This window comes from Streptomyces sp. NPDC085900 (assembly GCF_044540925.1).
GTDB lineage: Bacteria > Actinomycetota > Actinomycetes > Streptomycetales > Streptomycetaceae > Streptomyces > Streptomyces gilvifuscus.
On the sequence record NZ_JBITSP010000006.1, the window covers coordinates 91,970 to 112,765 of the forward strand.

The 20,796-nt window shown below is 72.4% G+C and carries 18 protein-coding genes; 2 read left to right on the forward strand and 16 right to left on the reverse strand.

Translation table 11 applies throughout. The features are described from left to right. Nucleotides 1-4 precede the first annotated feature (4 nt). The 6 genes from ACIGDI_RS21935 to rpe all read right to left on the reverse strand — a co-directional run bounded on the left by ACIGDI_RS21935 (nt 5) and on the right by rpe (nt 5,898). Entirely contained in the window at nt 5-1,471 is a 1,467-nt protein-coding gene (locus tag ACIGDI_RS21935) for an amino acid permease (RefSeq protein ID WP_200704088.1), read from the reverse strand. A 315-nt stretch (nt 1,472-1,786) separates the two neighbouring features. Further along, nucleotides 1,787-3,229, reverse strand: a complete 1,443-nt coding sequence (locus ACIGDI_RS21940) for a GuaB1 family IMP dehydrogenase-related protein (protein WP_399900013.1) — start codon at nt 3,227-3,229, stop codon at nt 1,787-1,789. Between the two features lie 128 nt (nt 3,230-3,357). Beyond that, a complete protein-coding gene (locus ACIGDI_RS21945) occupies nt 3,358-3,663 on the reverse strand; it encodes a barstar family protein (protein ID WP_399899101.1) in 306 nt (101 codons plus the stop codon). Beyond that, complete coding sequence (locus tag ACIGDI_RS21950) at nt 3,660-4,037, reverse strand: ribonuclease domain-containing protein (protein WP_399899104.1); 378 nt, start codon at nt 4,035-4,037, stop codon at nt 3,660-3,662. The genes ACIGDI_RS21945 and ACIGDI_RS21950 overlap by 4 nt, the downstream gene beginning before the upstream one ends. 40 nt (nt 4,038-4,077) lie before the next feature. Next, a complete protein-coding gene (locus ACIGDI_RS21955; protein WP_200704085.1) occupies nt 4,078-5,124 on the reverse strand; it encodes a sugar-binding transcriptional regulator in 1,047 nt (348 codons plus the stop codon). 87 nt (nt 5,125-5,211) lie between these two features. Beyond that, nucleotides 5,212-5,898 (reverse strand): ribulose-phosphate 3-epimerase, encoded by a 687-nt coding sequence (rpe, locus tag ACIGDI_RS21960; protein WP_058926527.1) that lies wholly within the window; start codon nt 5,896-5,898, stop codon nt 5,212-5,214. Between the two features lie 134 nt (nt 5,899-6,032). Between rpe and ACIGDI_RS21965 the strand changes: the two genes are divergently transcribed. Then, complete coding sequence (locus ACIGDI_RS21965) at nt 6,033-8,192, forward strand: MMPL family transporter (protein ID WP_399899107.1); 2,160 nt, start codon at nt 6,033-6,035, stop codon at nt 8,190-8,192. Here ACIGDI_RS21965 and ACIGDI_RS21970 read toward each other — a convergent pair. Then, complete coding sequence (locus ACIGDI_RS21970; protein ID WP_399899110.1) at nt 8,173-9,600, reverse strand: RsmB/NOP family class I SAM-dependent RNA methyltransferase; 1,428 nt, start codon at nt 9,598-9,600, stop codon at nt 8,173-8,175. The two genes, ACIGDI_RS21965 and ACIGDI_RS21970, sit on opposite strands and share 20 nt — an antisense overlap. A gap of 67 nt (nt 9,601-9,667) precedes the next feature. Next, nucleotides 9,668-10,600: a methionyl-tRNA formyltransferase gene (gene fmt, locus ACIGDI_RS21975; protein ID WP_399899113.1), complete on the reverse strand. Its 933-nt coding sequence runs from the start codon at nt 10,598-10,600 to the stop codon at nt 9,668-9,670. 297 nt (nt 10,601-10,897) lie between these two features. On the opposite strand from fmt, the gene ACIGDI_RS21980 reads away from it, so the two are divergent. Continuing rightward, complete coding sequence (locus ACIGDI_RS21980; RefSeq protein ID WP_272175711.1) at nt 10,898-11,440, forward strand: hypothetical protein; 543 nt, start codon at nt 10,898-10,900, stop codon at nt 11,438-11,440. A gap of 695 nt (nt 11,441-12,135) precedes the next feature. Here the strand turns inward: ACIGDI_RS21980 and ACIGDI_RS21985 are convergent. The 8 genes from ACIGDI_RS21985 to ACIGDI_RS22020 all read right to left on the reverse strand — a co-directional run bounded on the left by ACIGDI_RS21985 (nt 12,136) and on the right by ACIGDI_RS22020 (nt 20,792). Further along, a complete protein-coding gene (locus ACIGDI_RS21985) occupies nt 12,136-14,301 on the reverse strand; it encodes a primosomal protein N' (RefSeq protein ID WP_399899116.1) in 2,166 nt (721 codons plus the stop codon). A gap of 114 nt (nt 14,302-14,415) precedes the next feature. After that, nucleotides 14,416-15,624 carry a methionine adenosyltransferase gene (gene metK / locus ACIGDI_RS21990; protein ID WP_383673066.1) on the reverse strand — a complete coding sequence of 403 codons (1,209 nt, stop codon included), beginning with the start codon at nt 15,622-15,624 and terminating at the stop codon, nt 14,416-14,418. Nucleotides 15,625-15,864: 240 nt separating this feature from the next. Continuing rightward, nucleotides 15,865-17,067, reverse strand: coding sequence for a bifunctional phosphopantothenoylcysteine decarboxylase/phosphopantothenate--cysteine ligase CoaBC (gene coaBC, locus ACIGDI_RS21995; RefSeq protein WP_399899120.1), 1,203 nt, complete (start codon nt 17,065-17,067; stop codon nt 15,865-15,867). Nucleotides 17,068-17,203: 136 nt separating this feature from the next. Further along, complete coding sequence (rpoZ, locus tag ACIGDI_RS22000) at nt 17,204-17,476, reverse strand: DNA-directed RNA polymerase subunit omega (protein ID WP_003988945.1); 273 nt, start codon at nt 17,474-17,476, stop codon at nt 17,204-17,206. 53 nt (nt 17,477-17,529) lie between these two features. Continuing rightward, nucleotides 17,530-18,123 carry a guanylate kinase gene (gene gmk / locus ACIGDI_RS22005; protein ID WP_200703881.1) on the reverse strand — a complete coding sequence of 198 codons (594 nt, stop codon included), beginning with the start codon at nt 18,121-18,123 and terminating at the stop codon, nt 17,530-17,532. 59 nt (nt 18,124-18,182) lie between these two features. After that, nucleotides 18,183-18,506 carry an integration host factor gene (locus ACIGDI_RS22010; RefSeq protein ID WP_003977346.1) on the reverse strand — a complete coding sequence of 108 codons (324 nt, stop codon included), beginning with the start codon at nt 18,504-18,506 and terminating at the stop codon, nt 18,183-18,185. Between the two features lie 337 nt (nt 18,507-18,843). Beyond that, nucleotides 18,844-19,689: an orotidine-5'-phosphate decarboxylase gene (gene pyrF / locus ACIGDI_RS22015; RefSeq protein WP_399899123.1), complete on the reverse strand. Its 846-nt coding sequence runs from the start codon at nt 19,687-19,689 to the stop codon at nt 18,844-18,846. Continuing rightward, the gene (locus tag ACIGDI_RS22020; RefSeq protein WP_399899126.1) at nt 19,686-20,792 is read right to left on the reverse strand and encodes a quinone-dependent dihydroorotate dehydrogenase; all 1,107 of its coding nucleotides are present in this window, start codon (nt 20,790-20,792) and stop codon (nt 19,686-19,688) included. Before ACIGDI_RS22020 ends, pyrF begins: the two co-directional genes overlap by 4 nt. Between the last annotated feature and the right edge of the window lie 4 nt (nt 20,793-20,796).

Sequence of the window (20,796 nt, forward strand, 5' to 3'; positions counted from 1 at the left end):
TCGTTCAGCTCTCAGATGGTGCGAGTCGGGAGCGGCGGTGGCCGTACACGAAGTAGAACACGAGCCCGACGGCCATCCAGACACCGAAGACCACCCAGGTGACGGCGGACAGGCTGCCCATCATCCACACGCAGAAGCCGAAGCCGAGCGCGGGCAGGACGGGCGAGAGCGGGACGCGGAAGGTGCGGTTCATGTGCGGACGGGTCCGGCGCAGCACCACGACGGCGATGTTGACCAGGGCGAAGGCGAACAGCGTGCCGATGCTGGTGGCGTCGGCGAGCTGGCCGAGCGGGATCGCGGCGGCGAGGACACCGCAGAACAGGGACACGATCACGGTGTTGGCGCGGGGGGTGCCGGTCTTCGGGTGCACCTTGGAGAACACCTTGGGCACCAGGCCGTCGCGGGACATGGCGAAGAGGATGCGGGTCTGGCCGTAGAGCACCGTGAGCACCACGCTGGCGATGGCGATGACGGCGCAGGCGGCGAGCAGGGTCCCCCAGAACGACTGGCCGGTGACGTCGCGCATGATCTGGGCGAGCGCGGCCTCGGAGTCGTTGAACCGCCGCCAGGGCTTGGCGCCGACGGCGACGGCGGCGACGAGGACGTAGAGCGCGGTGACGATGACGAGCGACAGCATGATGGCGCGGGGCAGGTCGCGCTGGGCGTCCTTCGCCTCCTCACCGGCGGTGGAGGCGGCGTCGAAGCCGATGTAGGAGAAGAACAGCGTGGCCCCGGCGGCGCTCACGCCCGCCATGCCCAGCGGCATGAAGTGCTCGTAGTTCCCGGACCGGAAGCCCTGGATACCGATGGCGCAGAACATCACCAGGGCGGCGATCTTCACGCACACCATGACGGTGTTGGCGCGGGCCGACTCACGGGCGCCGCCGAGCAGGAACGCCATGGCGAGCAGGACGACGATCAGCGCGGGCAGGTTGAAGACGCCTCCGTCGCCGGGAGGCGCGGACAGCGCGGCGGGGATGGTGACGCCGATGGTCCCGTGGAGGAGTTCGTTGAGGTACTCGCCCCAGCCGACGGCGACGGCCGCCACGGAGACGCCGTACTCCAGGACCAGGCACCAGCCGCAGATCCAGGCGATCAGCTCGCCCATCGTTGCGTATGCGTACGAGTACGAGGAGCCGGAGACGGGGATCGTGCCCGCGAGCTCGGCGTAGGACAGGGCCGAGAACAGCGCGGTCAGACCGGCTATCACGAAGGAGAGGGTGACGGCCGGACCGGCCTTGGGGACGGCCTCGCCGAGGACCACGAAGATGCCGGTGCCCAGGGTGGCACCGATGCTGATCATGGTGAGCTGCCACAGCCCCAGGGAGCGGCGCAGACTGCCGCCTTCGCCCTGGCCGCCCTCTGCGACCAGGCGTTCCACCGGCTTGCGACGCATGAGGCGCGCGCCGAGGCCCGGGGACGGCGGGGCATCGGTGGTACGGCTTTGCGGGGGTGCGCCTTGGTCGAGCACGCGCTGACTCCTTCGTCGCTGCGGTCAGCGCGGCGGGGACCGTCAGGCGTCCCCGCGCGAGCAGGGACCCATCGAGCGGGGTCCTCGCCACGCCTCGTACAGCGCATGACCCTACGGGCCAGGCCTTCGCAGGCGAAATGCAGCAACCTTGCGGATACCCGCAAGATCGTTGCGTTCATCGCGAAGAGGGTGGGTGTTCGTTGCGCCGGTGTGTCGGAACGTGTGGACGACGCCCCAGGGGCGCGGGGAACTGCGCGACCGGCCACGAACCGGCCCGCAGCTGCCCCACGGCCTCCGCACCCCCGAGCGGAGCGTTCAGCTCCAGCTGGCGTGCAGCGGCTTGCCCTCGGCGTAGCCCGCGGCGCTCTGGATGCCGACGACGGCCTTCTCGGCGAACTCCTCCAGGGAGCCCGCGCCGGCGTAGGTGCAGGAGGAGCGGACGCCCGCGATGATCGAGTCGATCAGGTCCTCGACGCCCGGACGGGTCGGGTCGAGGAACATGCGGGAGGTCGAGATGCCCTCCTCGAACAGCGCCTTGCGGGCACGGTCGTAGGCCGACTCCTCGGAGGTGCGGTTGCGCACGGCACGGGCCGACGCCATGCCGAAGGACTCCTTGTAGAGCCGGCCGGAGGAGTCCTGCTGGAGGTCGCCCGGCGACTCGTAGGTGCCCGCGAACCAGGACCCGATCATCACGTTGGAGGCGCCGGCCGCGAGGGCCATGGCGACGTCGCGGGGGTGCCGGACACCGCCGTCGGCCCACACGTGCTTGCCGTACTTGCGGGCCTCGGCCGCGCACTCCAGGACGGCGGAGAACTGCGGCCGGCCGACGCCGGTCATCATGCGGGTGGTGCACATGGCGCCGGGTCCGACGCCGACCTTGATGATGTCGGCACCGGCCTCGACGAGATCCCTGACACCCTCGGCCGCGACGATGTTCCCGGCCACGATCGGCACCCCCGGGTCGAGCGCGCGGACCGTGCGGATCGCGCTGATCATCGACTCCTGGTGGCCGTGCGCCGTGTCGATGACGAGCGTGTCGACGCCCGCGTCGAGCAGCTGCTTGGCCTTGCCCGCGACATCGCCGTTGATTCCGACGGCGGCGGCGACGCGCAGCCTGCCCTGGGCGTCGACGGCCGGCGTGTAGAGCGTGGCGCGCAGGGCGCCCTTGCGGGTGAGGATGCCGGCCAGGCGCCCCTCGGCGTCGACCGCGGGGGCGTAGCGCCGGTTGGCGCCGTCGAGGCGGTTGAAGGCCTCGCGCGGGTCGATGTCGGCGTCGAGGAGCAGCAGGTCCTTCGACATGACGACCTCGAGCTGCGTGAACCGGTCGACGCCGGACAGGTCCCGGTCGGTGACGACACCGACGGGCCGCCCCTCCCCGTCGACGACGACGCCCGCGTTGTGCGCCCGCTTCGGCAGCAGGGACAGCGCGTCGGCGACGGTCTGGTGCGGGGTGAGGACGATCGGGGTGTCGAGGACGAGGTGGCGGCTCTTGACCCAGGAGATGACGTCGGTGACGACCTCGATCGGGATGTCCTGCGGGATGACCACCAGGCCGCCGCGCCGGGCGATGGTCTCGGCCATGCGGCGGCCGGCGATGGCGGTCATGTTGGCGACGACCAGCGGGATCGTGGTGCCCGTGCCGTCCGGGGCGCTGAGGTCCACGCCCTGCCGCGAGCCGACGGCGCTGCGGCTCGGGACCATGAAGACGTCGTCGTACGTCAGGTCGTACGGGGGCTGGATGTCGTTGAGGAAACGCACGTGCTGCACATCCCAGTCGATCAGAGGTGGCCCCCGGACAGGTCAGCCAGGGGGAAGAGCACGTACTTCATTGTCCCATGTCGGCCGGAATGCGATGCCCGGGCGGATCGTCCAGGCTGGTCAGGGGGCTATTGGGAGGATGCTCCAAGAGCGAGGGCCACTGTGGCGGCGGAGGCGTGCGAGAAGACGTCCAGGGCGGTCTCCCACTCGTCGGGGCGTGCCTCGGCGTAGGGCCGCCAGTTGCGCACGACGACCAGCAGCCCCTTGTCGGCGGCGTCCGCGGGCCACACTCCCGGGTCGGACAGGACGTCGGCCAGCGCGTCCCAGTTGCGGCCGAACCAGTCCGGCAGCCGCAGGTCCCGGGCGCACCGGTCCATCAGCCCGGCCTTGTCCCGGACCCCGCCCAGGTCCAGCGTGACCACGTGCTCCGTCATCTCCGTACCACCTCGAACGATTGGTAGTGATCATCGGTGTAGTAGATCTCGCCGCCCTGCCCGGTGACGATGCGCCGGGCCCCGCGGTCGCGCGAGCCCGGCGTGGGGACCGTGTATTCGTGGTAGTAGCCGCGCCGCTGCCGGGGCAGCAGCCCCTCGAAGTTGCCGAAGACGGCACCGTCCTTGGCGTACGGGAAGGGGCCGCCCTCGTCGATGAGGGCCAGCGTCCGCCGGGCCTCGGCGGGGAGTCGGGACGCCTGGACGGCGGCCGGGCCGGAGGACGCAGGCGTGGTCGTCGCGTCGCCCGACGAGCACGCCGTCAGCAGCGCGAGGAGCAGGCAGAGCAGCACACGGGGGACGAACCGGAGCACCATGCGCCCGATGCTGCCACGGCCGTCCCCGCATGACCTTCCGTCAGGGCCCGTCGGGGTCCGCCCTGTTGAGGGCCGGCCTCGGCGTCGGCCCGGCCGTCATCAGCACGTCCGCGGCCGAGGTGTCCGTCACCAGGCTGGTCACCAGCCCGGAGCGCAGCACCGCGTCGATCGCCGCCGCCTTGCGCGCCCCGCCGGCGATGGCGACGACCTCGGGGATACGGCGCAGCTGGTCGGCCTTGACCGTGATGCACCGCTCGCCGAGGTCCCGTCCGACCCGGCGGCCCTCGGCGTTGAACAGGTGCGCGGACATCTCGGCGGCGACACCGAGGGAGGCGTAGTGCGCGCGCTCCTCGTCGCTGAGCATGTCGTGCACCGTCGAGATACCGGGCTCCCAGGAGCCGATGGAGACGCAGGCGACCGTGACCTTGTCGAAGTACTCGAAGGCCCGCGCGATGCCGGTCTGGTGGCGCAGCGCCGCCGCGGTCGCCGCGTCCGGCAGCAGCATCGGCGCGTAGATGGGGTGGGCGTCGCCGCCGGAGACCTGGGCGGCGCGGCGCACGGCCTCGACGGACCCGCGCTCGGCGGTACCGGCGTCGTACACGCCCGTCAGCTGCACCACGGTGCACGGTGGCAGCCGGTCCAGGGCGGCGGCCATGTGGATGGTGGAGCGGCCCCAGGCGAGCCCGAGCACATCGCCCTCGTTGACGAGCTCGCCGAGCAGGTCGGCGGCCACCTCGCCGAGGTTCTCCGGGTCGGGGGTCTCCTCGGCCTCGGCCGGCGACTCCACCACGACCGCGTGCCTGAGGCCGTAGCGGGCCCGCAGCGCGTCCGAGCGCTCGGCGTCCAGCTCGGCCGGGACCCGGATCTCGATGCGTACGAGATCCCGTTCGAGAGCGGTCTCCAGGACCCGGGCCACCTTGAAGCGGCTGACGCCGAACTCCTCCGCGATCTGGATCTTGGACTTGCCCTCGAGGTAGAAGCGGCGGGCCATGGCCGCCGCCTGCACCAGCTCGGCGGGTCCCATCCGCACTGCTGACCGGCCGCCCGCCGTCATACCCGACACGGCGTTCTCCTCACTGCTGTTCACACTCTGGATTCGCCGTCATCCTTGCAGATCCGGCGTAGTTGATCCGCCCCGTTGGGCGCCGTTCACAGCTGTTCACCGACCTGTGGCTCAGTGGTCGCACGCCCAGGACGCCTCAGCGGTCACCGACTCCGCCTGATTGCGCAGGGCACGTACCGCCTCGGCGGGGTCGTCGGCGCCGTACACCGCGGAGCCCGCGACGAAGACGTCCGCGCCGGCCTCCGCGCAGCGCTCGATGGTCGCGGCCGAGACGCCTCCGTCGACCTGGAGCCACAGCTCCAGCCCGTGCTTGCTGATCAACTCGCGGGTGCGCCGAATCTTCGGAAGCATGATGTCCAGGAACGCCTGCCCGCCGAAGCCCGGCTCGACCGTCATGATCAGCAGCATGTCGAGTTCCGGCAGCAGGTCCTCGTACGGCTCGATGGGCGTCGCGGGCCGCAGCGCCATGGAAGCACGGGCGCCCTTGGCCCGGATCTCCCGGGCCAACCGCACCGGAGCGGTGGCCGCCTCCACGTGGAAGGTGACGGAACCGGCCCCCGCTTCCACGTACTGGGGCGCCCACCGATCGGGGGCCTCGATCATCAGATGGCAGTCCAGCGGGGTGTCCGTCGCACGGGCCAGGGACTCTACGACCGGCACACCGAGCGTGAGGTTCGGGACGAAATGGTTGTCCATCACGTCGACGTGGAGCCAGTCGGCTCCCTTGACCGCCTTCGCCTCGTCCGCGAGGCGGGCGAAGTCTGCGGACAGGATGCTGGGGTTGATCTGCACGGCCATGACCCAAGCCTGCCATGTCCGGGCACGTTTGTTCGCGCCGGTCCGGACCTAAGCCGTTCATCGGATGCCGTCGGCGGGCGCCGCGTGCCATGCTGGGCCGCCGTCCGGCACCACGTACGTCCACGGGGGTAGCCATGCGGCAGCTGTACGTCTGGAAGCGGAACGCCGTCCGGTTCGTGTGCGGCCGGCGCTCGAAGTGGCTCATCGTGATCCTGTGGCTGGTGATCCTGGTGATCGCGGCCCCGTTCGGTTCGAAGCTCAACAGTGCCCAGGACAACGACGCCCAGTCCTGGCTGCCCGGTTCCGCCGAGTCCACCCAGGTCCTCAACGCCTCCGAGCACTTCAGGCCCGAGCAGATCCCCGCGGTGGTCGTCTACGCCCGCGCGGACGGGCTGACGGTCCGCGACCGGCAGCAGATCGCCCAGGACGTCCAGCAGATCAGGACGCTGCGCGCCCACGGCATCCGCGGCGCCGAGACCCGCGGCCCCGTCTACGACCGCGCGACGGCACCGCGCGCCGCCCAGATCTACGTGCCCATCACCATGGACGCGCAGGGCTGGCAGCGCATCGCGCCGGCGGTCGACTCCATCCGCGAACAGGTGGGCAAGGGCGGCGGCGGCCTCACGGTGCACATCACCGGGCCGGGCGGCACCTCGGCGGACTTCTCCAAGGCCTTCGAGGGCATCGACTCGACGCTGCTGTTCTCGGCGATGGCCATCGTGATCGTGATCCTGCTGTTCACCTACCGCAGTCCGACGCTGCTGTTCGTGCCGCTGATCGGGGTGGTGGCCGCGCTGTTCACGGCACAGGCGCTGATCTACGTGCTCGCCAAACACGCCGGCCTGACCGTCAACGGCCAGAGCGCGGGCATCCTGACGGTCCTCGTCTTCGGGGCGGGCACCGACTACGCGCTGCTGCTCGTCGCCCGCTACCGGGAGGAGCTGCGGCGGCACACGGACCGCCACGAGGCGATGGAACTCGCCATGAACCGGGCCGGTCCCGCAGTCCTCGCCTCCGGCGCCACCGTGGTGCTGAGCATGCTGGTGCTCCTGGTCGCCGAGATGAACTCCACCCGGGGCCTCGGTCCGGTGGCCGCCATCGGCGTCATGGTCGCGCTGGTGGCCATGCTGACCCTCTTCCCGGCCCTGCTGCTGATCTTCGGCCGGTGGATCTTCTGGCCCGCGATCCCGCACTACGGTTCCGCCGATCCCACCGAGCGGGGCATCTGGGCCCGCATGGGCCGCCGTATCGCCGCGCGTCCGCGGATGATCTGGGGCATCACGACCGCGGTGCTGGTCGCGCTGTCGATGGGCCTGTTCCAGTTGCGCGCGGACGGGATCGCCAACGCGGACGCCTTCACCAACACCCCGGACTCCATCACCGGACAGAAGGTCTCCGCACGCTACTTCCCGGCGGGCACCGGCGATCCGCTCGTCATCGTCTCCAACCGGGCGCAGGCCGAGCAGGTGGGCCGCGCCATCGCCGCGGACCGGGGTGTCGTCCCGCAGAGCATCGGCATTCCCCCCGGCGCGGCGCCCGAGCACAACGGCCAGGTGCTGCTGGAGGCGACCATGCGGGCGCCCTCCGACAGCGACGCGGCCAAGGCGACCGTGGAGCGGGTGCGCGACGCGGTGCACGCCGTGCCCGGCGCCGACGCCCTGGTGGGCGGCGGCACGGCGGCGCTGCTGGACATGGAGAACGCCCAGGTCCACGACAACTACCTGGTCATCCCGCTCGTCCTGGCGGTCGTCCTGCTGGTGCTCTGTCTCCTGCTGCGCGCGCTGGTGGCACCACTTCTGCTGATCGGGACCGTCTGCCTGTCGCTGGCCACGGCGCTGGGGCTGAGCGCCCTGGTGTTCCGGTACGTCTTCGACTACGCGGGCGAGGACGTGGCCTTCCCGCTCTTCGTCTTCGTCTTCCTGGTGGCGCTCGGCATCGACTACAACATCTTCCTGACCACCCGCATCCGCGAGGAGGCCCTGCGCCAGGGCACCCGCCCGGGCGTCGTCACGGGTCTCGCCGCCACCGGCGCGGTGATCACCTCGGCCGGCCTGGTCCTCGCGGGCACCTTCGCAGCACTCGGCACCCTGCCCATGGTGGGGTTCGCCGAGATCGGCTTCGCGGTGGCGCTGGGCGTGCTGCTGGACACGTTCGTGGTGCGGTCCGTGCTGGTGACGTCGCTCTTCCTGGACGTGGGCAAGAAGGTGTGGTGGCCGCACCACCTCGCGCACGCGGACGGAGAGACCCGCTCCCCCGAGGCGGTCGGCCCCAGGGTCAGCCAGTCCTCCGAATGAGCGCCAGGTACATCGCGTCGGTCCCGTGCAGATGTGGCCACAGCTGTACGTCGGGACCGTCGCCGAGGTCCGGCACGCCCGGCAACATCGGGCGGGCGTCGAGGAGTTCGGCCTCCGGGCGCTGCTTGAGCACGTCGTCGACGACGGCCCGGGTCTCGGCGAGGTGCGGCGAGCAGGTGGCGTAGCCGACCACACCGCCGACGCGCACGGCGTCCAGGGCGGAGTGCAGCAGGGCCCGCTGCAGGGGCGCGAAGCCCTCCAGGTCCTCGGGGCGGCGCCGCCAGCGTGCCTCCGGCCGCCGCCTGAGGGCGCCGAGCCCGGTGCAGGGCACGTCCATCAGCACGCGGTCGAAGGAGCCGGGCCGCCACGGCGGGCGGGTGCCGTCGGCCGCGATGACCTGATACGGCCCGGGGTTGCCGCTGAGCGCCTTGGCCACCAGGCCGGCCCGGTGCGGCTGCTTCTCGGCGGCGAGCAGCACGGCCCCGCGCGCGGCGCCCAGGGCCGCCAGCAGCGCGGCCTTACCGCCGGGCCCGGCGCATCCGTCGAGCCACCTCTCGTCGGGCCCGTCCAGCGGCGCATTGGCCAGCGCGAGCGCGACGAGCTGGCTGCCCTCGTCCTGCACGCCGGCCCGCCCCTCCCGCACGGCCTCGATCGCCCCGGGCTCGCCGCCCTCGGTCAGCCGCACGGCGTACGGCGACCAGCGCCCCGGCACCGCGGCGTCCTCGTCGAGCAGCTCCTCGGTCGTGGAGCGGCCGGGACGGGCCACGAGCGTCACTTCGGGCCGCTCGTTGTCGGCCGCCAGCAGCGCCTCGATGCCGGTGCGGCCGCCGCCGAGCGAGTCCCACAGGGCGGAGACCACCCAGCGCGGATGCGAGTGCACGACGGCGAGATGGTCCTCGGGGTCCTCGTCGTAGGTCGGCGCGACCTTCTCGATCCACCCGTCGAGATCGTTCTGGGCGACCTTGCGCAGCACGGCGTTGACGAACTTGGCCCGCCCGTCACCGAGCACGACCCGCGCCAGCTCCACGGAGGCGGAGACGGCGGCGTGCGTCGGGATGCGCGTCCCCAGCAGCTGGTGCACGCCGAGGCTGAGCACGTCGAGCACCGGCGGGTCGACCTCGCGCAGCGGCCGGTCGACACAGGCGGCGATGACGGCGTCGTACGTCCCCTGCCACCGCAGCGTCCCGTAGACCAGCTCGGTCGCCAGCGCCGCGTCCCGCCCGTCGAACCGGTCGGGCCCCTCCTTCTCCCGCGCCTTGCGCAGCAGCGGCGGCAGGACGAGGTTGGCGTAGGCGTCCCGCTCGTCCACGGCCCTCAGCGCCTCGAAGGCGAGGATGCGGACGGGGTCCTTCTTGGGCCGCCGGTAGGGCTTGCCGGGCTTGCGGGGCCCACGGGGGGTGTCGCTCACGAAAAAGGTGCTCCGGAGGTGAGATCAGGGAAATACGCCCCCAGCGTACGTCGCCCGGGCCCGCCGGTTACGCGCCGAGGCTCTCGCCGTCGGCGATGCGCACCCCGCGCGCCCAGTCGGCGGCCCGCATCGGCTTCTTGCCCTGGGCCTGCACCCACAGCAGCTCGACGGCGTGCGAGCCGGTGCCGACGTGCACGCTGTTCTTGCCGACGGCCAGCCGGGCGGGCGCGAGGTCGGTCCGCTCCGGCACGGGCGTCACCTGGATCAGCTTGAGCCGCTCGCCCCGGAAGACGGTCCAGGCACCCGGCGCGGGCGTGCAGCCGCGCACGACCCGGTCGACCCGCAACGCCGGTGCGCGCCAGTCCACCTGGGCGTCCTCGACGGTGATCTTCGGGGCCAGGGTGATGCCGTCGGCCGGCTGCGGTACGGCCTTCAGCGTGCCGTCCTCGATGCCGTCCATGGTCGCGGCGAGCAGGCCGGCGCCGGCGAAGGCGAGGCGGGTGAGCAGGTCGCCGCTGGTGTCGGTGGGCCGGATCACCTCCGTGACGGTGCCGTAGACGGGGCCGGAGTCCAGCCCCTCCTCGATCAGGAAGGTCGAGGCGCCCGTGATCTCGTCCCCGGCCATGATGGAGTGCTGCACGGGCGCCGCGCCCCGCCAGGCGGGCAGCAGCGAGAAGTGCAGGTTGACCCAGCCGTGGGCGGGCACGTCGAGGGCGACGCGGGGCAGGAGGGCGCCGTACGCCACGACGGGACAGCAGTCGGGCGCGATCTCCCGCAGCCGCTCCAGGAACTCCGGGTCCCGTGGCTTGAGCGGCTTCAGCACCTCGATGCCGGCCTCCTCCGCCCGCTGCGCCACGGGCGACGCGACCAGCCGGCGCCCCCGTCCCGCCGGGGCGTCGGGCCGCGTGACGACGGCGGCCACCTCGTGCCGCCCGGAGGCGATCAGAGCGTCCAGAGCGGGAACGGCGACCTCGGGGGTCCCGGCGAAGACGAGCTTCATGGGTGGGTTCGGGCCTCTCGGGGAGCGGGTTGCGGGCAGCGCCCAGTCGGGTTGCGGGCAGCGACCCAGTCTATGACCTCACGGCCGAGCGGAAAGGGCTGGTGCGGGCGGGAGAACGGCCGGGCCCACGGCCGACGGTCGAGGCGCGCCGTCCCCCACCGGGGCGCACGCATATGCCCACACGCCCCCACTGCGTGACCCGCGGAGCGTTGCCGCGTTGGTCAAGAAAGAGTTGACCACAACGGGCCGCTTCAGCGCGGCCCGATCCTTTTCAACGCCGGTTCGAGAGGCTTGTTCATGGCCGACCACGCAACCCACGACGCCCAGGCTCGGGCCAGCCTGCACTTGCTGGTGCGGGACATCGAGCGGGTCCGCCGGCAGGTGGACGCACTGCGCACACTCACCGCCCAGTTGGGCAACGTCTACCGCCCGCGCCGCTCCGGCCCCTCCACGGGCTTCGTCGTCTACGGACGTGCCCCCGCCCCGACGGTCCGCCTCGCCCAGGAACTGCGGGACAGTGTCGAGACCTTGGTGACGGCCGCGGTCGACTTCGACCGCTCCCTCGGTTTCTCGTGGGACGCGGTGGGTTCCGCACTCGGCGTCACCAAGCAGGCGGTGCACCGCCGTTACGGCGCCCGTCGCGCCGCCGCCCAGGCCGCCGCCGAGGCCGAGCGCACGGCCGAGACGTCGTCGAGCAGGGCGGTCACCGTGAACACCGGCATGCCCACGGTGCCGACGGTCCCCGCCGCCCGCGCCATGCCCACCCAGCCGACGGCGGGCAGCCCCGTCCTGCGCGAAGAGGCCAGACCGACGGCCTTCCCCGGCCCGCGCAACGGCTGAACCACCTCACCTCCTGCCCTCCCGGCCCACATCCGGCTCCGGGAGGGCAGACGCATGCCGGGACATCGGTCGCGGTCCGGCGCACCTGTCGGCCACGAGGCAGCAGGCTTGGACAGTGCCTGCTGCGGACGGGCCGCCGGCCACGGGTCAGGAACGGCCGCGGGCTGGCATACGGCCGCCTACCGTGCGCGCGGGCCGACGGCGACCGGTCCACTGCCCCGCGGGCCGACGGCGGCCGGTCCACTGCCCCGCAGGCCGGCCCGGCGGCGACGAACCCGGCCGGATCGCCGCCGCGGGCGTCGCGGCCGGGGCGGGGGCGATGCCGGCGGTTCCGAGGGCGACCGGTCGCTGCCCCGCAGGCAAGCACGGCGGCGACGAACCCGGCCGGATCGCCGCCGCGGGCGTCGCGGCCGGGGCGGGGCGAGTGCCGGCGGTTCCGAGGGCGACCGGTCGCTGCCCCGCAGGCAAGCACGGCGGCGACGAACCCGGCCGGGTCCTCGCCGTGGGCGCCACGGCCGGGGCGGGGCGAGTGCCGGCGGTTCCGACGGCGACCGGTCCGCTGCCCCGCAGGCCGCCCCGGCGGGGGCGAGTGCTCGGTGGCCGCCGGCGGCCCGCCGTCTGGGGCGGCCGGTCCGCCCCAGGCCACTCCCCCCACGGCACCGGGGCATCGCGCCCCGGAAATCGGGACGTGCGTCTCAGCCGATGTCCGGTGGGTCGATCCGCACCCGCACCGCCGCTTCCGCGGTACCGGCGCCCCCGCCCCGGGCCATCCGCGCCGCCTGGGCGGCCTTCAACGCCGATGCCAGGGCGGCTCCGCTGCCGGGCGGCACCCGTACCAGCGCCCGCTCCCAGTGCTCGCCGGGGGGCGGTGCGCCCACCCGGCGCGGTCGGCCCGCCGATGTGACCGGTAGGGGGACGGGCCCCAGCAGCTCGGCCTCCGGCGGCAGTTCGGCCGTACGCAGGAACTCGGTGATCGCCTCCCGCGTCCCCGACACGGCCGCCATCCGCGACACGGGCGGAAAGCCCAGCTCGGCGCGCTCGCCGAGCTCCCGCACCGCGTGTCCGACGGGATCCCACCGCACCAGCGCCTGCACGGGCCGCAGCGTCGGTTCGGCGACGACGACCACGGTGCCCCCGGCGCCCTGCGGGCGGACGAGCGCGGCGGCCGCGATCCACCGCCGCAGCGCGTCCTCGCCGGCCCGCAGATCGGGCCGCCCGAGCATCGCCCAGCCGTCCAGCAGCAGCGCCGCCGCGTAACCGCCCTCGGCGACGGGTTCGGCCCCCGGTGTGCTGACGACCAGCGCCGGCGCGTCCGGCACGGTGTCCAGCACGTGCTCACGCCCCGACGTCCGCACGGGAACGGCGGGGAAGGCGCGCCCGAGCTCCTCGGCCGTCCGGCGCGCGCCCACGACCTGCGCCCGCAGCCGGAATCCGCCGCACTCCGGACAGTGCCAGCCGCTCTCCTCGCGGCCGCACCACCCGCACCGCAGCGCCGCTCCCGACTCCTGCCCCTCCAACGGCCCGGAGCAGTGCCGGCACCGGGCGGGCGCACGGCAGTCGGCGCACGCCATGCGCGGCACGTATCCCCGCCGGGGCACCTGTACGAGCACCGGCCCGTGGCGCAGTCCCTCCCTGACGGCCTGCCAGGCGAGGGTCGGCAGCCGGGCGGCCCGGGCGGCCTCGTCGCGCGCGAGATCGCCGTCCCCCACGGTCCGCACGAGCGGAACGAGAGCCCGCACCTGCTCCCGCGTGGCGACGAGCGGCCGCGCCCAGCCGCTCTCGACGAGCTGAGCCGCCTCCACGGTGCAGCTCCAACCGCCCAGCAGGAAGGCGCACTTGTCCTGCGCGGCCCGCAACAGCAGCACCTCGCGCGCATGCGGCTGAGGGGCGTGCAGTTCGCTGTGGCTGTCGTCGCCGTCGTCCCAGATGGCCACGAGCCCGAGGTCCTGGACGGGCGCGAACATGGCGGCCCGGGTCCCGACGACGGCCCGTACGGACCCTCGCCGCACCGCCAGCCACTCCCGGTACCGCTTCTCGGGCCCGGCGTCGGCGGTGAGCACCGCGTGCCGCCCCTCCCCCAGCAGGGCGGTCAGCGCGGCGTCGACGCGCGCGACGGCCCGCCCGTCCGGCAGGACGACGAGTGCCCCGCGTCCGGAGGCCAGCGTGGCCACCACGGCCCGCGCGATCTCCTCGCTCCACCCGGGCCCCGGCAGCGCGTTCCACACGGCGCGTGGGGCTCCGCCGGACGCCAGCGACTCCAGGAACGCGGCCCCCCGCTCGTACCGCGCCCAGGACCCCGTCTCCGGCGCGCCGGGCGGCGGCAGCGGCTCGGGCGAGGGCCGCTGCTCGGCCCGGGCGCTGCGCGGCGGCACGGCGAGCTGCAGTACGTCGGCGAGACTGCCCGCGTACCGGTCGGCGACGGCCCGCGCGAGCCCCAGCAGCTCCTCGCTCAGCACCGGCTCGGGCGACACGACCTGGGCGAGCGCGGCCAGCGGCCCCGAATAGTCGGACTCGGCACGCCGCTCGATCAGGAACCCGTCGATCAGCCCGCCGCCCTCGCGCCGTCCCTCCCGCACCCGGTGCCGCCCGGCCCCGAACCGCACCCGCACCCGCACCCCGGGCTGCGCGTCGGCATCGAGCTCCTCCGGCACCGCGTAGTCGAAGTACCGGTCGAGATGCAGCACGCCCTTGTCGACCAGCACCCGCGCGACCGGCAGCGCCCCCGCCAAGGCAGCCCCCCGCCAGGTCCGCGGCTTGGCCCGCGGCTCCCTGGCCTTCCGCACACTTTCCCTGATGAGCGCAAGCTGCTCCGGCGGCGCACCCTCGCCGCCACCGCCCCCCGAACCGTTCTCGCTGCTCACGCTTGCATTCTTACCAAACCCCACTGACAAACGACGGCGTGGTGGTCCCCCGAGAACGACGAACGGGGCCCGGCCCCCTGGGAAGGGGGCCGGGCCCTGGAACGACGGGAAGGGCTACAGCCCCACGGCCTTCTTCAGCGCGTCCACCCGGTCCGTCCGCTCCCAGGTGAACTCGGGCAGCTCGCGGCCGAAGTGGCCGTAGGCCGCCGTCTGGGCGTAGATCGGGCGGAGCAGGTCGAGGTCGCGGATGATCGCGGCGGGGCGGAGGTCGAAGACCTCGTCGATCGCCTTCTCGATCTTCTCGTGGTCGATCGTGGCGGTGCCGAAGGTCTCGACGAACAGACCCACCGGCTCGGCCTTGCCGATCGCGTACGCCACCTGCACCTCGCAGCGGGAGGCGAGGCCGGCCGCGACGACGTTCTTGGCGACCCAGCGCATCGCGTAGGCGGCCGAGCGGTCCACCTTGGACGGGTCCTTGCCGGAGAAGGCGCCGCCGCCGTGGCGGGCCATACCGCCGTACGTGTCGATGATGATCTTGCGGCCGGTCAGGCCGGCGTCGCCCATCGGGCCGCCGATCTCGAAGCGGCCGGTCGGGTTGACCAGGAGGCGGTAGTTCTCCGTGTCGAGCTTGATGCCCTCGTCCAGGAGCGCCTTGAGCTCCGGCTCGACGACGAACTCGCGGATGTCGGGCGCGAGCAGCGAGTCCAGGTCGATGTCGGACGCGTGCTGCGAGGAGACGACGACCGTGTCGAGGCGGACGGCCTTGTCGCCGTCGTACTCGATGGTGACCTGGGTCTTGCCGTCCGGGCGCAGGTAGGGGATGGTGCCGTTCTTGCGGACCTCGGACAGGCGCTTGGACAGTCGGTGCGCCAGGAAGATCGGCAGCGGCATCAGGGTCGGCGTCTCGTCCGTGGCGTAGCCGAACATCAGGCCCTGGTCGCCGGCGCCCTGCTTGTCGAGTTCGTCCTCGTCACCCTCGACCCGGGACTCGTACGCCGTGTCCACGCCCTGCGCGATGTCCGGCGACTGCGCGCCGATCGAGACCGAGACACCGCAGGAAGCGCCGTCGAAGCCCTTCTTGGAGGAGTCGTAGCCGATCTCGAGGATCTTGTTGCGGACGAGGGTCGCGATGTCCGCGTAGGTCTTGGTGGTGACCTCACCGGCCACGTGCACCAGGCCGGTGGTGATCAGCGTCTCGACGGCGACCCGGGAGGTCGGGTCCTCGCGCAGGAGCGCGTCGAGAATGGTGTCGCTGATCTGGTCAGCGATCTTGTCGGGGTGGCCCTCGGTCACGGACTCCGAGGTGAACAGGCGACGGGACACAACGCTCCCTGGGGTTGCAGCGGCTGCTGGCTGATCATGGGCGGACGGGCTCGGGGGCTGCGCCCGGCACCGTCCGAGAACAGTTTATCGGTCTGTCTCGGCCACCGGCCTCTCCGTCTCGCCTCTCGGGAGGGCTGTGACCAGCGGCACGGGCATTCTGCCCAATACCCTGCGGGCTTGGCCAGGGTCGCCACGCCCTTGTGGCAGAGGTTTGAGGGGGCCGAGAAGCGAATGAAACATTCAGCCGAGCCGCTCCGCCACCAGGTCCCAGACGATTTCGGCCAGATGTTCCTTCGGCCCGTGGGGCACCGGTGTCTCGGTGCCGTCGGCGCCCAGTACGACCGCCTCGTTCTCCTCGGAGCCGAACGTCTTGCGCTCGCCCACCTCGTTCACCACCAGGAGGTCGCAGCGCTTGCGCTCCAGCTTGGCGCGGCCGTTGGCCAGCACGTCGTCGGTCTCGGCGGCGAAGCCGACGATCACCTGCCCGTCGCGGGCCCGCTCGGCCGAGATCTCCGCGAGGATGTCCGGATTCCGTACGAGCGCAACGGGCTCGGGATCCTGGCCGTCCTTCTTCTTGATCTTCCCGGCGGCGTAGGCCGCGGGCCGGAAGTCCGCGACGGCCGCGGCCATGACGACGGCGTCGGCGTCCGCGGCGGCCTTGAGCACCGCCTCGCGCAGCTGCACGGCCGTGCCGACCTGGACGACGTCGACGCCCGCCGGGTCCGGCATGCCGGTGTTGGCGGCGACGAGCGTGACGCGGGCGCCGCGCGCCGCGGCGGTGCGGGCGAGGGCGTAGCCCTGCTTGCCGGAGGAGCGGTTGCCGAGGAAGCGGACGGGGTCGAGGGGTTCGCGGGTGCCGCCCGCGCTGACGACGACGTGCCGGCCGACGAGGTCGGGTGCGGTGACGCCCCGGGCGAGGACGCGCCGACAGACCTCGAAGATCTCGCCCGGGTCGGGCAGCCGGCCCTTGCCGGTGTCGACGCCGGTGAGGCGGCCGACCGCGGGCTCGATGACGACGGCGCCGCGGCGGCGCAGCGTCGCCACGTTCTCCTGCGTGGCCGGGTGCTCCCACATCTCGGTGTGCATGGCGGGGGCGAAGACGACCGGGCAGCGGGCGGTCAGGAGGGTGTTGGTGAGCAGGTCGTCGGCCAGTCCGTGGGCGGCCTTGGCGAGCATGTCCGCGGTGGCGGGGGCGACGACGACCAGGTCGGCGTGCTGCCCGATGCGGACGTGGGGGACCTCGTGGACGTCGTTCCAGACCTCGGTGGAGACGGGGTGGCCGGAGAGGGCGGACCAGGTGGCGGCGCCGACGAAGTGCAGCGCGGAGGCCGTCGGCACCACGCGCACGTCGTGACCCGACTCCGTCAGCCTGCGCAGCAGCTCACAGGCCTTGTACGCGGCGATGCCGCCGCTGACCCCCAGAACGACCTTCGGCTTGTCCACCGTTTCTCCCCGGCTCGGCAACGTGCACGTCCCATGCTGCATCACAGCGGGGGGCGACCCCCGCGCCCCCGGCAGACCACAGGCCCGACAGTCGCGCTGCCGGGCCTGTGGATAAGTCAACCGCGATACGAAAGTACTACTGCGCGGGGCCCTCGACGGCCTCGGACGTCAGCAGACCCGCGTTGATCTCGCGCAGGGCGATCGAGAGCGGCTTCTCGTGCACGTGGGTGTCGACGAGCGGACCGACGTACTCGAGGAGGCCCTCGCCGAGCTGCGAGTAGTACGCGTTGATCTGGCGGGCCCGCTTGGCCGCGTAGATCACGAGGCTGTACTTCGAGTCGGTGGCCTCGAGGAGCTCGTCGATCGGCGGGTTGATGATGCCCTCGGGCGCGGAGATGGAAGAGGACACGCTCTACCTTCCGATGGATGGGAAAAGATCGGTCGTGATCACATCACGTGCGATCACACAACATCCATCAAGGCTAGCAGCTCGCGAGCCACGTCCTCGACGGAGGTGTTGACCAAGGTCACGTCGAACTCCGGCTCGGCGGCCAGTTCGACCTTCGCCGCGTCGAGGCGACGCTCGATCACCTCGGGCGGTTCGGTGCCACGTCCCGTGAGCCTGCGTACGAGCTCCTCCCAGGAGGGAGGAGCCAGGAACACCAGCTGGGCGTCCGTCATCGACTCACGCACCTGCCGGGCACCCTGGAGGTCGATCTCCAGCAGGACGGGCTCCCCCGCCTCCAACCGCTCCAGAACGGCCGCACGCGGCGTGCCGTAGCGGTTGCCGGCGAACTCGGCCCACTCCAGCAGCTCGCCGTTGGCGATCAGCTTGTCCATCTCCTCGTCGGTGACGAAGAAGTACTGGACGCCGTGCTTCTCGCCGGGGCGGGGCTTGCGGGTCGTCGCCGACACCGAGAGCCAGACCTCGGGGTGTTCCTTGCGCATATGGGCGACGACCGTGCTCTTGCCGACCCCGGAGGGGCCGGAGAGCACGGTCAGCCGCGGACGTACGTCCGGGGGCTCGGGGGTCGTCCCCCGGAATGTTGCAGCCATGCAGCGATTATTCCAGCAATCCCGGTGTGCCCGGGACTCCTGGTCCGGAGGTCCCGGACTCAGGAGCCGGTGCTGCCGAACTCACGCTCCAGGGAAGCGATCTGGTTGGAGCCGAGGCCGCGAACCCGGCGGCTCTCGGAGATGCCGAGTCGTTCCATGATCTGCTTGGCGCGGACCTTGCCCACGCCCGGCAGGGACTCGAGCAGGGCGGAGACCTTCATCTTGCCGATGACGTCGTTTTCCTGGCCCTGCTTGATGACCTCGTGCAGGGAGGCGCCGGAGTGCTTGAGTCGATTCTTGACCTCGGCCCGCTCCCGGCGAGCCGCGGCGGCCTTTTCGAGCGCGGCTGCGCGCTGTTCAGGGGTAAGGGGCGGAAGAGCCACGCCTACGTCACCTCGGATGTCGAACTGTCGGATACGGACCGGTGAGGAACCTAGTCGCCCCACACCTGGGGAGCCACGAGCAACACGCTTGCCCTTTGACTCTCGTCGGAGACTAGCGGTCAAGTCCGCCAGAGTCAGCGAGAACAGCGGAAAAGTCCTGGTCAGCCTCCGTCAGGCCGGACATTTAGGACATAATGCCCTGGATTTGAGGATGTATTCAGACTCAAGCGGGCTTCCGAACACCTGTTGGAAGACTCCCGCGACCTTCGGGAACAGCCGGGACGGCCGTCATGAACGCCTCATACGGCCGTCCCGGAGGCCCCGGACGTGGTACAGCTCACACGCCGGCGAGCGCCGCCCGGATCTCCTCCGCGAAGCGGTCCGCGGAATCCCGCAGCGCGACGATGTCGGGACCGTGCCGCAGCACCCCCCGGCTGACGTTCGGCACGACGTTGCGCACGGCGGCCCCGAAGACCTTGGGGAGGTCGGCCGGGGTGGCCCCCTGGGCACCGACGCCGGGCGCCAGGAGCGGCCCGTTGATCGCCAGGTCGTACGAGGACAGGTCGCCCAGCGTGGCGCCGACGACGGCGCCGAAGGAGCCCATGGGCTGCTCCCCCTCGTTCTCGGCCGCCAGGTGGCCCAGGATCGTCGCGCCGACGTTGCGGCCGTCGGGGCGCACCGCGTGCTGGACCTCGCCGCCCTCCGGGTTGGAGGTGAGGGCCAGCACGAACAGGCCGGTGCCGCTCTCCCGGGCCAGCGCGACGGCCGGGCTGAGCGATCCGTAGCCCAGGTACGGCGAGACGGTCAGGGCGTCCGAGAACAGCGGGGAGTCCTTGTGCAGGAAGGCCTCGGCGTAGCCGGCCATGGTGGAGCCGATGTCGCCGCGCTTGGCGTCCGTGACGACCAGGGCGCCGGCCGCGCGCGCCTCCTGGACCGTCTTCTCCAGGACGGCGACACCGCGCGAGCCGAAGCGCTCGAAGAAGGCGCTCTGGGGCTTGAGGACGGCGACCCGGTCGGCCACCGCCTCGACCACCGTGCGGCTGAACCGCTCCAGGCCGGCCACGTCGTCGTTCAGGCCCCACTCGGTGAGCAGGGACGCGTGCGGGTCGATGCCGACGGACAGCGGGCCGCGGGCGTCCATGGCACGGCGCAGGCGCGCGCCGAAGGGTTCGAGGACCGTCATGCGTTCTTCCTCACGTCGGCGCCGACCGCGTCGGCGAGGGTGGCGTAGGGGCTGGTGCGCAGCCGCGCGGCGAGCCCCTTGTGGATGGCGCGGCCCCAGAAGGGTCCCTCGTAGACGAAGGCGCTGTAGCCCTGCACGAGCGTGGCGCCGGCGAGGATGCGCTGCCAGGCGTCCTCGGCGTTCTCGATGCCGCCGACGCCCACCAGGGTGATGCGGTCGCCCACGCGCGCGTAGAGGCGGCGCAGCACCTCCAGGGAGCGCGCCTTGAGCGGAGCGCCGGAGAGCCCGCCCGTCTCCTTGACCAGCGAGGGGTCGGAGGTCAGACCGAGCCCCTCGCGCGCGATGGTGGTGTTGGTGGCGATGATGCCGTCGAGGCCGAGTTCGACGGCCAGGTCGGCGACGGCGTCGACGTCCTCGTCGGCGAGGTCCGGTGCGATCTTGACCAGGAGCGGCACCCGGCGGGCGGACACCACGCGGTCGGCTGCCTCGCGGACGGCGCTCAGCAGCGGCCGCAGGGCCTCCGTGGCCTGCAGGTTGCGCAGTCCGGGCGTGTTCGGGGAGGAGACGTTCACGACCAGGTAGTCGGCGTACGGCGCGAGGCGCTCGGTGGACTTGACGTAGTCGCCGACGGCCTCGGCCTCGGGGACGACCTTGGTCTTGCCGATGTTGACGCCCACGACGGTCTTGAAGACCGGCTCGCGGGAGGCCAGGCGGGCCGCTACGGCCAGCGAGCCCTCGTTGTTGAAGCCCATGCGGTTGATGAGCGCGCGGTCCGGCACCAGGCGGAACAGCCGCTTCTTGGGGTTGCCGGGCTGGGCCTCCCCGGTGACGGTGCCGATCTCGACGTGGTCGAAGCCGAGCATCGACATGCCGTCGATGGCCACGGCGTTCTTGTCGAAGCCCGCGGCCAGCCCGAAGGGGCCGTGCATGCGAAGCCCGAAGGCCTCCGTGCGCAGCTCCTTGTGGCGGGGCGCGAGGGCGGCGGCGACGAAGGTCCGCAGCACGGGGACGCGGGCGGCGAGGCGGATCCAGCGGAAGGCCAGGTAGTGGGCCTTCTCCGGGTCCATGCGCTGGAAGACGAGGTTGAAGAAGATCTTGTACATGGTG